Annotated in this window: 11 protein-coding genes; 9 read left to right on the top strand and 2 right to left on the bottom strand. The window is 63.2% G+C overall.

Annotated features, from left to right (window positions below; translation table 11 throughout):
- Window positions 1–2: 2 nt before the first annotated feature.
- The 4 genes from QA635_RS31395 to QA635_RS31380 all read left to right on the top strand — a co-directional run bounded on the left by QA635_RS31395 (window position 3) and on the right by QA635_RS31380 (window position 4,576).
- Entirely contained in the window at window positions 3–878 is an 876-nt protein-coding gene (locus QA635_RS31395; protein WP_283063522.1) for a carbohydrate ABC transporter permease, read from the top strand.
- A complete protein-coding gene (locus tag QA635_RS31390; RefSeq protein WP_283063520.1) occupies window positions 875–1,912 on the top strand; it encodes a carbohydrate ABC transporter permease in 1,038 nt (345 codons plus the stop codon). The genes QA635_RS31395 and QA635_RS31390 overlap by 4 nt, the downstream gene beginning before the upstream one ends.
- A gap of 49 nt (window positions 1,913–1,961) precedes the next feature.
- Window positions 1,962–3,401: an extracellular solute-binding protein gene (locus tag QA635_RS31385; RefSeq protein ID WP_341850446.1), complete on the top strand. Its 1,440-nt coding sequence runs from the start codon at window positions 1,962–1,964 to the stop codon at window positions 3,399–3,401.
- 83 nt (window positions 3,402–3,484) lie between these two features.
- Entirely contained in the window at window positions 3,485–4,576 is a 1,092-nt protein-coding gene (locus tag QA635_RS31380; RefSeq protein WP_283063516.1) for an ABC transporter ATP-binding protein, read from the top strand.
- Window positions 4,577–4,607: 31 nt separating this feature from the next.
- Here the strand turns inward: QA635_RS31380 and QA635_RS31375 are convergent, their stop codons facing one another.
- Complete coding sequence (locus QA635_RS31375; protein ID WP_283063514.1) at window positions 4,608–5,654, bottom strand: helix-turn-helix transcriptional regulator; 1,047 nt, start codon at window positions 5,652–5,654, stop codon at window positions 4,608–4,610.
- Window positions 5,655–6,124: 470 nt separating this feature from the next.
- Here QA635_RS31375 and QA635_RS31370 point away from each other — a divergent pair, with 470 nt between their 5' ends.
- From QA635_RS31370 to serA, 3 genes are all read left to right on the top strand, one after another.
- Entirely contained in the window at window positions 6,125–6,421 is a 297-nt protein-coding gene (locus QA635_RS31370; RefSeq protein ID WP_283063512.1) for a hypothetical protein, read from the top strand.
- Window positions 6,422–6,608: 187 nt separating this feature from the next.
- A complete protein-coding gene (locus QA635_RS31365) occupies window positions 6,609–6,944 on the top strand; it encodes a BA14K family protein (protein WP_283063510.1) in 336 nt (111 codons plus the stop codon).
- Window positions 6,945–7,291: 347 nt separating this feature from the next.
- Entirely contained in the window at window positions 7,292–8,545 is a 1,254-nt protein-coding gene (serA, locus tag QA635_RS31360) for a phosphoglycerate dehydrogenase (protein WP_283063508.1), read from the top strand.
- A gap of 9 nt (window positions 8,546–8,554) precedes the next feature.
- Here the strand turns inward: serA and QA635_RS31355 are convergent, their stop codons facing one another.
- Entirely contained in the window at window positions 8,555–9,988 is a 1,434-nt protein-coding gene (locus QA635_RS31355; protein ID WP_076829069.1) for a helix-turn-helix domain-containing protein, read from the bottom strand.
- A 145-nt stretch (window positions 9,989–10,133) separates the two neighbouring features.
- Here QA635_RS31355 and QA635_RS31350 point away from each other — a divergent pair, with 145 nt between their 5' ends.
- Window positions 10,134–11,771, top strand: coding sequence for an isocitrate lyase (locus QA635_RS31350; protein WP_057018867.1), 1,638 nt, complete (start codon window positions 10,134–10,136; stop codon window positions 11,769–11,771).
- A gap of 266 nt (window positions 11,772–12,037) precedes the next feature.
- Window positions 12,038–12,520: a DUF4269 domain-containing protein gene (locus QA635_RS31345; RefSeq protein ID WP_283063504.1), complete on the top strand. Its 483-nt coding sequence runs from the start codon at window positions 12,038–12,040 to the stop codon at window positions 12,518–12,520.
- Window positions 12,521–12,529 lie beyond the last annotated feature (9 nt).

Raw genomic sequence — 12,529 nt, 5'->3', positions numbered from 1 at the left:
CGATGATGCGGAATGATCCGATCAAGCATGTCTTCATCTGGCCGGCGGTGCTCGTCGTGCTGGCGATCTCGATCTTTCCGCTGATCTATTCGCTGACCACGAGCTTCCTCAGCTACCGCCTAATTCCGCCGATCCCGCCGCGCGTCGTCTGGCTCGGCAATTATGCGACGTTGTTGCAGGAGCCGCGGTTCTGGAATGCGCTCTTCACCACGACGCTGATTGCGCTCATCGCGGTCGGGTTGCAATACGCGATCGGGTTCGGCGTCGCGCTGGCGCTGAACGCGCGTGTGCCGGGCGAGCGGCTGTTCCGCGTCGCCCTGCTGCTGCCGATGCTGCTGGCGCCCGTCGCGGTCGCGCTGGTGGCGCGCATGATCTTCAATCCGACGATGGGACCGCTCAATCAGTTCCTGTCGAAGTTCGGCCTGGTCAACCTGCCGTTCCTCACCAATGGACATTGGGCACTCGCCTGCATCATCGCGGTCGAGATCTGGCAGTGGACCCCGTTCGTCATCCTGATGATGCTGGCCGGGCTGCAAACGCTTCCCGAAGATGTCTACGAGGCCGCCGAGCTCGAGAATGCCAGCGCCTGGCAGCAGTTCTGGGGCATCACTTTTCCGATGATGCTGCCGATCTCGGCCGCCGTCGTCTTCATCCGCCTGATCGAGAGCTACAAGATCATGGACACGGTGTTCGTGATGACCGGCGGCGGGCCGGGCGTGGACACCGAGACGCTTACGCTGTTCGCCTATCAGGAAGGTTTCAAGAAGTTCAATCTCGGCTACACATCGGCGCTCAGCTTCCTGTTCCTGATCGCGATCACGATCATCGGCGTGACTTACCTGGCGCTGCTGCGGCCGCATCTGGAGAAGCGCCGATGAGCGGGCGTGGCTTGACGGGGCTGTCGCCTTGGAGCCGCCGCCTGGTCGCGGCCGGCGTTCTCATCTGGTGCCTGATCACGGTGTTTCCGCTTTATTGGGTGGTGGTGACCGCATTCAAGACGCCGCCCGGGGTTGTCGGCGGACCTACCTATCTGCCGTTCATCGACTTCACGCCGACCTTGCAGCCCTTCATCGATCTCTATCAGGGCATCCGCGGCGAGTTCTTCCGGACCTTCCTGAACTCGACCATCGTTGGCCTGTCCGCGGCGGCCATCGCCACGGCGATCGGCGCGATGGCGGCCTATGCGCTGGTGCGGTTCGAATTCAAGGTCCGCTTCGGCGCGGGCCTCGTGTTCTTCCTGCTCGCGCTCGGCGGCTACCTGCTGTTCAACACGACGTTCGGGTTCACCCGCGCGCAGGCCCTGTTGCTGGCCTTTCCGATCGCGCTGATCGTGGCCGTCGCCGCCAACCGCCTGCCGCTGCCGGGACCGATCCTCGGCAATGAGGACATCCTGTTCTGGTTCGTCAGCCAGCGCATGTTCCCGCCGATCGTCACCGCCTTCGCGCTGTATCTGCTCTACAGCGAGATCGGCCGGCTGGGCTTCCAGATGATCGACAGTTTTGTCGGCCTGACGCTGTGCTACGTCGCCTTCTCGCTGCCGATCGTGGTCTGGCTGATGCGCGACTTCTTCGAGGCGGTGCCGATCGAGGTCGAGGAGGCGGCGATGGTCGACAACGTGCCGAGCTGGCGCATCTTCTTCGGCATCGTGGTGCCGATGTCGATGAACGGGTTGCTGGCGACGTTCATGATCACGCTGGCCTTCGTCTGGAACGAGTTTCTGTTCGCGCTGTTCCTGACCAATTCCAGATGGCAGACGCTGCCGATCCTGGTGGCGGGACAGAACAGCCAGCGCGGCGACGAATGGTGGGCGATATCGGCCGCGGCGCTCGTCGCCATCGTTCCCATGATGATCATGGCGGGCCTGCTCAGCCGGATGATGCGGTCGGGCCTGCTGCTCGGGGCCATCAAATAGCAAAAAACTTTGTAGGGAGGACTAGACGATGTTGCGACGGACGTTCCTGATGCTGACCACCTCGCTCGCGATGGCCTGTGCCGCGAGCCGGGCGAATGCTGCCTGCAGCCCGGACTATACCGGCGTCACCCTGACGGTGGCGTCGCAGACCGGGCCGTATATCGCCTCCGCGCTCAAGCTCGGCGCGGACGAATGGGCCAAGAAGACCTGCGGTAAGGTCAATGTCGTCGAATTCCCCTGGTCGGAGCTCTATCCGAAGATCGCGACATCGCTGACGGCGTCGGACGCGACGTTCGACCTCGTCAGCTTCGCGCCGGCCTGGCTGCCTGATTTCGTGCCCTATCTCAGCGAGATGCCGAAGGAGATGCAGTCCGGCAAGGAGTGGGACGATATCGAGCCGGCCTATCGCGAACGGCTGATGGTGTGGGAAGGCAAGATCTACTCGCAGTCGATGGATGGCGACGTCCACACCTATACCTACCGCACCGACCTGTTCAGCGATCCCAAGGAGAAGGACGCCTTCAAGGCCAAATACGGCTACGACCTCGCGCCGCCGAAGACCTGGAAGCAGTATCTCGACATTGCGGAGTTCTTCCAGCGGCCCGACAAGGGGCTGTGGGGAACGGCGGAAGCCTTCCGCCGCGGCGGTCAGCAGTTCTGGTTCTTCTTCAGCCATGCGGCGGCCTACACCAACAATCCGAACTACCCGGGCGCGATGTTCTTCGATCCCGAGACGATGGACGCGCAGATCAACAATCCGGGCTGGGTGAAGGGGCTCGAGGAATACATCAGGGCATCGAAGCTTGGGCCGCCCAACGCGCTGAATTTCTCGTTCGGCGAGGTGAACGCTGCCGTGGCCGGCGGCCAGGTTGCGGAATCGATCGGCTGGGGCGACACCGGCGTCATCGCCGCCGACCCGAAGCAGTCGAAGATCTCGGGCAAGGTCGGTTCGGCGATGCTGCCCGGTTCGGACGAGATCTGGAACGCCAAGACCAAGAAGTGGGACAAGTTCCCGAGCGTGCTTCCGGGCCCGTTCATGGCATTCGGCGGCTGGCAGATCGCGGTGCCGAAGGCCGGCAAGAACCAGAAGGCGGCATGGGATTTCGTCAAGACACTGACAAGCCCTGAAGTGTCGGGTCAGGCGGCGATCACCGGCGGCAGCGGCGTCAATCCCTATCGCAAATCGCACACGGCCAATCTGCAACTGTGGAGCAAGATCTTCTCGCCGGAAGAGGCCAAGGAATATCTCGGCGCGCAATCGGACTCCATCAATGCCAAGAACGTCGCGCTCGACATGCGTCTGCCCGGCTACTTCTCTTACACCGAGGTGGTCGAGATCGAGCTCGGCAAGGCGCTGGCCGGCCAGACCACGCCGCAGGCGGCGCTCGACGCGATGGCCAAGGAGTGGAATCGGTTGACCGACGAGTTCGGCCGGGCCAAGCAGCTCGCGGCCTATCGCGCGGCGATGGGTCTTCCGCCGAAGAACTAGCTTTCCAGCGAGACGTCCCGGATGATGCGCGAGCGTCGTCCGGGACTTTACTTGCCGTCGACGAAGGGACGGAAAAGGATTCCATGGCGCACGTCGAGATCGAGAACGTCAGCAAGGCATACGGACCCTACAAGATCATCGAAGGGCTCGACCTCAACGTGGCCGACGAGGAGTTTGTCGTGCTTGTCGGCCCGTCCGGCTGCGGCAAGACGACGACGTTGCGCATGATCGCGGGACTGGAGGCGGTGACGAGCGGAACCATCCGCATCGGCAATCGCGACGTGACGCAGTTGCGTCCCGGCTTGCGCAATTGCGCGATGGTGTTCCAGAACTACGCGCTCTACCCGCATATGACGGTCGGAGAGAACATCGGCTACGGCATGAAGGTGCGCGGCGAATCGCGCGCCAGCATCGAGAAGGCCGTCAATGACGTGGCACGCGTGCTTGACCTCGAACAATATCTGCAGCGCCGGCCCAAACAGCTCTCGGGTGGGCAGCGCCAGCGCGTGGCGATCGGCCGCGCCATCGTGCGCAGCCCGGATGTGTTTCTGTTCGACGAACCATTGTCCAATCTCGACGCCAAGCTCCGCATCGAGATGCGGACCGAGATCAAGGCGCTGCACCGCCGTCTCGCCAAGACGATTGTCTATGTCACGCACGACCAGGTCGAAGCCATGACCATGGCCGACCGCGTCGTGGTGATGAACCGCGGCCGCATCGAACAGGCGGCCGATCCGATCACGATCTACGAGAAGCCCAGCAATCTCTTCGTCGCCGGCTTCATGGGCGCGCCCAGCATGAATTTCATCCATGGCGAGCTCGTCGCCCGCGACGGCGCGCTCATTTTCACCGAGCCGTCGGGCACGGCGTTGCGAGTGCCGAAGTCACGCGAGGCGGCCTATGCCGGCAGCGTCGGCAAGCCCGTGGTGCTCGGCGTCCGGCCCGACCACGTGTTGCGGCAAGACGCGCCGGCGGGCTCTTCGATCCAGATCCTGGTGAAAGACGTGGAGCCGCTCGGGCCGCACACGCTCGTGATCGGGACCGTCGGCCCATTCGCGTTCACGGCGCAAATGCCGGTCGGCGTCGCCGCGGAGCCGGATCATGTCATCGACGTCGCGCTCGATCTTGAGCGAACGCACTTGTTCGATAAGGCGTCTGGGACGGCTATTTGCTGATCCGCCGCAGCCTGGCTCGACAAACGCCTGCCTAGCTTAAGAAACCTCGCGCGCGCCGGACCGTATCGGACGGATACAGGCCGAAGGCCGAGCGGTACACCGCAGCGAAACGGCCCATATGCGTAAAGCCCCACTTCAGGGCAACCTCGCTGACCGGGAGCATGTTCTCCGGTCGCGACAGCTCGTCGTGGATGGCCTCCAGCCGAATTTGCCGCAAATAGGCGACCGGCGTCGTGCCGTGAATTTTGCGGAAGCCCAATTGCAGCAACCGGCTGCTGACCCCAACCGTTGCGGCAATATCCGATATCGTCAGCGGCAGATGCGGATTGGCCCGCATATACTCGACGGCACGGCGAATGTAGCGCGGCGGCGCATCCAGCGGGTGGCGGCTCAACCGGTCGGTCAACCGATGAGGGACGTTCTCGAGGATGAGCTGTATCGCCGCTTCCGATAGCAGCGCGCTGGCTTTCGGAGAGCGCACCAGGATCCCGTCATACAGGCCGGTGGTGCTCGTGCGGACAAGCTGAAGAAGGGTCTGTCCAACGCCGGTCGACAAGTCGACGATCGGCGTCAGATTGAGATCTTCCAGCGCCGTGCTCCCGAACGTCGCAGACAGCACCTTGGCAACTACGCCCGTATGCAAGGTGAGCGTGACGCTTGAGTATCGTCCATCGACCGCTTCGACCCGCTGCGCTTGCATCGTCGGAAGGGGCACGATGGCGATCTCGGAGGGGGTCCGCTGGATGCTCTTTCCCGCAATGAGCATTTCGGCCTGGCCGGCATTCAGCAGGCTTATTGCGAGCTCTCCTGCGGAATTCTCGTATGAATAGCGCCAATCCCAACCGGCCGACAGATCGGCCCGCACGACGTCAAGTTCCGCGCCGATGGCTATGTCCGCATGCCAGCGAAACAATTCATCAGGCCGCGGCGTGGAATGCGCCTTGATCCCGTGGGGGTGGAGCATTTCAAGGAGTTCTTCGAACGAAGATCCTGATCGCGTGGGAGGTGCAGCGAGTACGTCGTCGACCATCAAATCCCAACCGTCGGATGTTTGCTGTTCGCGGATTGCCCGATCCATCAGACCGGTTTTCCACCGTTCAGGGCGCCGTCCACACACTAGCACAGCTTAGGTGATTTCGGGGCGCGTGCCCTTTCTCACAATTCCTTCAATGTCCGAATGACGAACAGAATATCCAGATCGCGCAATCGAGCCGTGAAAGCTGACATTTGATCGAATTCGCTCGCCGGCATCGCGCGACAGTTCCGATTCAATCCGGCGCGCCGACGTCCGAGAGCCGCAGCGAATGCACAGCATTCGCGATCGACTGTTCTAGCCACAATCCGAAGGCCTCCATCCGGAATGCGACGTCGTCCATGGACTCGTAGCCCATTTGGCCTAAATCGTCACGACCAACTCAAACGGGTTATGAAAGCATGCTTACAAGGATTACTTGCGTACTCGCGCTTACAGTTCTTTCGTCCATGCCTGCGCTGGCCGATGGTTGCGCAGATCACGTCCAGAGCACCGGCGTTCCGATGGTAACGGGCATGACGCACAAGACCTGGATGACCTTCCCGTCGGTCAATCCCGGTGCTGCCCTCGACAAGGTGTCCCGCGCCGTTCTGGCCGAGGGGTTTGTCGGTGTGAACGTCGACAAGAAACTCGGCACGCTGACCACCCAGCAGGAGACCACCGGATCCGGCCGCCCACAAACATTGCAGGTCGTCGTGCGCAAGGACGGCAAGGGTAGCCGCGTCGATGCGACCTTCAGCTTGCCGCCGGGACAGTTGGCTCCAGGTGTCGGCGATAACCTCTGCCGCGTCGTGAACGCGGCCGGCCAATGAACTTCGCCCATCTGTGAAGCGGGCTGACGCGCGAATTGTAACCGGCCGCGCGTGTCCGGGTGTCGTCCGGTCCGGAACCAGACGAGCCATCCATGTCGAGGGAATCGGGACGCCGGTGCCGGCCAGCGCCCACAGCAATGAAGCAGGAGATGTGATGCATAGGGCTCGCTTTGTGAAAGTTGTTTTGATGGCCGCCAGCGGTGCCATGGTGTTTTCGGCCTCCGCCATTTCGGCTCCGTTGCAGCACGCTGCCGGCGTTGCGGCCGCGGCGCCGTCGTTGACCGAGAAGGTCTGGTGCCGTTACGGGCAGTGCTATGACAATGGCGGCGGCGCTGCCGTCGGCGGACTGGTCGGTGGCCTCATCGGCGGCGTCATCGCGGCCGGCGCAGCCAACGCCGCCGCGCAGCAGGAAGCTGCCGCCGCCCAGCAGCACGCGGCGTCCTGCGCCCAGCGCTATCGCTCCTATGATGCGGCATCGAATACGTTCCAGGCAAAGGACGGCCGGCGGTATCCCTGCCAGTGAGACTGCCGCTGGCTTGTGGCGCCGGAACGGGAAACTGAAACCGCCGCTCAAGGCAATAATCCTCGGCGCCGAGCTGAGCACTAACGGACCTCCGGCCAGTGAGCCGGAGCAGGCGTTCGAGCGCCCCAGGAGCCGCAACGCGGCTTCTGCCGGCGAATTGGCCAGGACCTTTGACTGAACGGGTTCCCGCGCTGCGCCCGGATGCGCGGATCGGGCGGATTTGTCGGGAATCGCAGAGCGGGCGGCCCACGGCGGCTTCTGACGCGATCCTTTTCTATGCTATCACGCGATCCGTCGAAACTGCGCTCGTGGCAGGATCTGCCCGAACCTTACGAATCCGGATCTCGATGATGTTGTCGCTTCCCAAGACCAAAATACGCGTGCTGCTGCTGGAGGGCGTGAACGAATCCGCGGCCCGGATGTTCGAGGCGAACGGCTATACCGAGCTGCAACGTCTGCCCAAGGCGCTGGGACCCAAAGAACTCAGGCAAGCGCTGTCGGGCATCCATATGCTGGGAATTCGCTCGCGGACCCAGTTGACCGCGGACATCCTGGAGGCCGCCGACCGATTGCTCGTTGTCGGCTGCTTTTCGGTCGGCACCAATCAGGTCGATCTCGACGCCGCGCGAAAGCTGGGAATCCCCGTCTTCAACGCGCCATACTCCAATACGCGCAGCGTGGCGGAGCTGACCATCGCCGAGATCGTGATGCTGTTCCGCCGGATATTTCCGCGTTCGGTCTCCGCACATGCCGGCGGCTGGGACAAGTCCGCCGAAGGCAGCCGCGAGGTGCGCGGCAAGACGCTCGGCATCGTCGGCTACGGCAACATCGGCTCGCAGCTGTCGAACCTCGCCGAAGCCATGGGCATGCGCGTGATCTATTTTGATCAGACCGACAAGCTCCGCCATGGCAATACCGAGCCCGCCGAATCGCTCGACGCGTTGCTCGCAGCCAGCGATGTCGTATCGCTGCATGTGCCGGAGACGCCGGCCACCGCCAACATGATTGGCGCCGCCCAGCTCCAGCTGATGAAGCCTGAGGCCTATCTGATCAACAACTCGCGCGGCACCGTGGTCGATCTCGAGGCGCTGGCGAGCGCCCTGCGTGAGGGCCGGCTGGCGGGTGCTGCGGTCGATGTGTTTCCGGTCGAGCCGGTGTCGAACGAGGCGCGCTTTGTCTCGCCGCTGCAAGGTCTCTCCAACGTTATCCTCACGCCGCATGTCGGCGGTTCGACGGAAGAAGCGCAGGATCGCATCGGCGGCGAAGTTGCGCGCAAGCTGATCGACTATTCCGATGTCGGGTCGACCTTCGGCGCGGTGAATTTTCCGCAGGTGCAATTGCCGGCGCGACCGACTGGCACCCGTTTCATCCATGTTCATCGCAACGTTCCCGGCGTCATGCGCCAGGTCAACGACGCGGTCTCCCGGCACGGGATCAACATCCTGGCGCAATATCTGCAGACCGATCCGGAGGTCGGCTATGTCGTGCTCGAGACCGACGTGGTCGGCGGCGAGGGCGAGGGACTGCTGGCCGATTTGAAAGCCATTGACGGCACGATCCGCGTGCGGGTGCTGTACGACGCGAACCGGCCGCAGGGGTGATCGACTTCGTCAATCCGCCGAGAAGCCGAACGGCACGCTCGAGGTCCTGAAATCGTCCGGAAGAATCTCGCGTCCGATCGGCGGCGCCGACCGCGCCGCGCATCTCGGCCGATGGCAGACCCGGCATGCGACGCCGATCGGCGTCGGCTCGTCGGCATTCGGTCCCTGTCCGTCGCGCGTGTAGATCAACTGGCCCGCATGTTCGGCGGCGCAGCCGATCGCGATCGCCCGCTCGACGCGGATGGCGCCGAACGCGCCGCCGCCGGCGGTCACGGTGCGGGCGATCGAAAAGAACCGCTGTCCGTCGGGCAGTTCCAGCCATTGCGTGACGATCTGGCGCGGCGTCTTGAAGATGTCGTGCACTGACCATAGCGGACATGCGCCGCCGTGCTTTGCAAACGGGAAGCCGGCGCCGTCAAGCAGCTTGGAAATGTTGCCGGCCGGATCGACCCGGATCAGGAAGAACGGGACCTTTTCGAGACCCGGCCGTTGCAGGGTCGTGACGCGGTGCGCGACCTGCTCAAAGCTGGTGCCGAATTGACGCGCCAGCGCCTCCAGATCGTAGCGGCGCGCCTCGACCGCTTTCGCGAACACGGAATACGGCATGATGAGTGCGGCGGCGGCGTAGGCGGCAAGCGCACGGCGGGCCAGCAGCTCGGCGCTTTTGGTCGTGAACTTGCCGGCTTCGACGGCGGCGCCGATCTCGTTTTCCAGTTCCAGATAGGCAAGTTGCTTGGCCAGCTGAAAATTGAGGCCCGCGGTATCGAGCGAGTCCTCCAGCAGCAATTGTCTGCGATGAAGGTCCAGTCGCCTGATCGAACCCAGCATGACGTTCGGCGGCAGATAGCGGACCTGGAGTTTATGTCGCTCCCGAAGCCGCTCGATAAATCCGGCGGGCCCGGCAGGTTCGTGGACCAGCCGCTCGGCGGCATCGTCGAGGCTGGCAAAATTGTTGCGGCGCGCGGCGAGAAAACGTCGGACCTCCGCGACGGGATCGTTGGCGTCAAAGTTCTCCTGGCCCGGTGAAGCGATCGCCATGTCCGGAGCCCTGCGCTCCGCAAGCGCCAGCTGCTCTTCGCGATAGGCGGTGTAGAGGCGCAGGAACGCCTCGGTCATTCCGGGATAACTGACCGCGAGGTCGCTGACCTCGAGCGCGGGGATGTCGATGTCGGCAAACATCGGCTCCTTCAAGACGGACTGCATGCGAGCGGTGTGATCGGCACCGCCGTCACCGGCGAGATCGGCCAGATCGATCTTGTAGGTGCGGGCAAGCCGCAGCAGCATGTCGGCCGTCACCGGGCGCTGGTTGCGTTCCAGCAGCGCCACATAGGGGGCCGAAATTTCGAGATCGGCGGCCATGTCGGCCTGGGTCAGCCCGAGGTCGCGCCGCAGCCGGCGCAGCCGCGGGCCCATGAAAACGGAACGGGCGCTTGAGGTTACCATCGCCTCATCCAAGGTTTGTAAGATTCTTACAACAATACATCAGTTTCTTGTAAGTTATGACAAGTTTTCCGCGCCAGGTCTAGCTCTCGATGACGCCGCGCGTCACAAACGGTGCAGTTATTTCGTCACCGAAGGGATCACGGACATGAACTTCCAACCGCGCGGGATCAGCGACCGGGCCATCCAGGGACCGGCTTCGTATCAGAGCGAGATCGAGGCGGCCGAAGCGCTGCTCAAGGGCAAGGACACCTGGAACGGCGTCACCGCCGAAGCCGTGGCGCGGATGCGCCTGCAGAACCGCTTCAAGACCGGTCTGGATGTTGCCCGTTACACGGCTGCGCTGATGCGCGCCGACATGGCCGCCTATGATGCCGACAGCACCAAGTACACCCAGTCGCTCGGCTGCTGGCACGGCTTCATCGCCCAGCAGAAGCTGATCTCGGTCAAGAAGCACTTCGGCAATACCGACCGCCGCTATCTGTATCTGTCCGGCTGGATGATCGCGGCGCTGCGCTCCGAGTTCGGCCCGCTGCCGGATCAGTCGATGCACGAGAAGACCTCGGTGCCGGCCCTGATCGAAGAGCTCTACACCTTCCTGCGTCAGGCGGATTCGCGTGAGCTCAACGACATCTTCCGCGCGCTCGATGCGGCTCGCAAGGAAGGCGACAAGGCCAAGGAAAAGGCGCTGATCGAGAAGATCGACAACTTCCAGACCCACGTCGTGCCCGTCATCGCCGACATCGACGCCGGCTTCGGCAATGCCGAGGCGACCTATCTGCTCGCCAAGAAGATGATCGAGGCGGGCGCCTGCGCCCTGCAGATCGAGAACCAGGTCTCCGACGAGAAGCAGTGCGGCCACCAGGACGGCAAGGTGACCGTGCCGCATGAGGTGTTCATCGCGAAGATCCGCGCCTGCCGCCATGCGTTCCTCGAGCTCGGCGTCGAAGACGGCATCATCGTGACCCGCACCGACTCGCTCGGCGCCGGCCTGACCCAGCAGATCGCCGTCAGCCACAAGCCCGGCGACATCGGCGACCAGTACAACAGCTTCCTTGATTGCGAGGAAGTGACGGCCGCCAACGCGCGCAACGGCGACGTCATCATCAACCAGAACGGCAAGATGATGCGTCCGAAGCGTCTTCCCAGCAACCTCTACCAGTTCCGTCCCGGCACCGGTGCGGATCGCTGCGTGCTCGACTGCATCACCTCGCTGCAGAACGGCGCCGACCTCTTGTGGATCGAGACCGAGAAGCCGCATATCGAGCAGATCGCCAGCATGGTCGATCGCATCCGCAAGGTCATTCCAAACGCGAAGCTGGCCTACAACAACTCGCCGTCGTTCAACTGGACCCTCAACTTCCGTTGGCAGGTCTACGACGCGATGAAGGAGGCCGGCCAGGACGTCAGCAAGTATAACCGCGCCGAGCTGATGAAGGCGGAGTACGACGACACGCCGCTGGCGAAGGAAGCCGACGAGCGCATCCGTACCTTCCAGGCGGATTCGGCCAAGCGCGCCGGCATCTTCCACCATCTGATCACGCTTCCGACCTATCACACGGCTGCGCTGTCGACCGACAATCTCGCGAGGGAGTATTTCGGCGAGCAGGGCATGCTTGGATACGTCAAGAACGTGCAGCGCGCGGAGATCCGTCAGGGCATCGCCTGCGTCAAGCATCAGAACATGGCGGGCTCCGACATCGGCGACGATCACAAGGAGTACTTCGCCGGTGAGGCTGCCCTCAAGGCGGGCGGCGCCCACAACACGATGAACCAGTTCGGCTGATCGATCGAACGGATCATTCCGACATCGGCTGGACAGGCTGGCGCGCGAGCAGCCTTGCCTGTCCGCCTTGGCGGGGCGATTTTCGACCACGGTAACGCGGTCGAGATCGCCCCGCGACGTTTTTGGGCCGCTTCCCCTCGACTCCCGGCCATTTGCAGAGGTTCGCGCGTTGCACGCGCGTGTGGTAATGCGTCGCTGCGATCTTGAGGGCATGCCACGCGATGAGTGTCGGGCACTACGCATCCGCCGTCACCAGCTCCGACGTGATGGAACTGCTGAAGCCGTTCGATCCTCGTATCGTCGGAACGCTGCCGCTCGGCCTTGCCGTGCACGGCAGCGACATCGATATCGTCTGCCATGCGTCCGACCCGAACGCATTCGCGGACATCGTTTGGGCTCACTATCAAGCGTGCGATGATTTCGTCCTCTTCCGATGGACCTCGGGGACGCGGCCGGTGATTGCGCGCTTTGTGTGCGACGGCTGGCCGTTCGAACTGTTCGGTGATCAGCGTCCAGTGGAGCAACAACGAGGCTGGATCCATTTCGAGGTCGAACGGCGGCTGCTTGCGCTTGATGATGGACGGCTGCGGCGAGCCGTCAGCAAATTGAGGGCGGGCGATCTCAAGACCGAGCCTGCGTTCGCTACCGTGCTCGGGATATCGGGCGATCCCTATCGTGGATTGCTTGAGCTCGCGGCCGAAACGGACGCCGAGCTACGTGCCCGGCTCGCGGCGTGCGATTTCGGCTGAGCGACAAAT

This window comes from Bradyrhizobium brasilense (assembly GCF_029714345.1).
Classification (GTDB): Bacteria; Pseudomonadota; Alphaproteobacteria; order Rhizobiales; family Xanthobacteraceae; genus Bradyrhizobium; species Bradyrhizobium australafricanum.
The sequence above is the reverse complement of the archived record's forward strand: the minus strand, read 5'-3'. Positions and strand labels throughout refer to the sequence as shown.

What these genes read in the sequence shown, in the direction of transcription:
- QA635_RS31385 (WP_341850446.1), top strand. Translation starts at nt 1,962, where the DNA reads ATGCTGACCACCTCGCTCGCGATGGCCTGTGCCGCGAGCCGGGCGAAT.
- QA635_RS31355 (WP_076829069.1), bottom strand. Translation starts at nt 9,988, where the DNA reads ATGGTAACCTCAAGCGCCCGTTCCGTTTTCATGGGCCCGCGGCTGCGC.
- QA635_RS31370 (WP_283063512.1), top strand. Translation starts at nt 6,125, where the DNA reads ATGACGCACAAGACCTGGATGACCTTCCCGTCGGTCAATCCCGGTGCT.
- QA635_RS31380 (WP_283063516.1), top strand. Translation starts at nt 3,485, where the DNA reads ATGGCGCACGTCGAGATCGAGAACGTCAGCAAGGCATACGGACCCTAC.
- QA635_RS31345 (WP_283063504.1), top strand. Translation starts at nt 12,038, where the DNA reads ATGGAACTGCTGAAGCCGTTCGATCCTCGTATCGTCGGAACGCTGCCG.
- QA635_RS31390 (WP_283063520.1), top strand. Translation starts at nt 875, where the DNA reads ATGAGCGGGCGTGGCTTGACGGGGCTGTCGCCTTGGAGCCGCCGCCTG.
- QA635_RS31395 (WP_283063522.1), top strand. Translation starts at nt 3, where the DNA reads ATGATGCGGAATGATCCGATCAAGCATGTCTTCATCTGGCCGGCGGTG.
- QA635_RS31350 (WP_057018867.1), top strand. Translation starts at nt 10,134, where the DNA reads ATGAACTTCCAACCGCGCGGGATCAGCGACCGGGCCATCCAGGGACCG.
- QA635_RS31365 (WP_283063510.1), top strand. Translation starts at nt 6,609, where the DNA reads ATGGCCGCCAGCGGTGCCATGGTGTTTTCGGCCTCCGCCATTTCGGCT.
- QA635_RS31375 (WP_283063514.1), bottom strand. Translation starts at nt 5,654, where the DNA reads ATGGATCGGGCAATCCGCGAACAGCAAACATCCGACGGTTGGGATTTG.
- serA (WP_283063508.1), top strand. Translation starts at nt 7,292, where the DNA reads ATGATGTTGTCGCTTCCCAAGACCAAAATACGCGTGCTGCTGCTGGAG.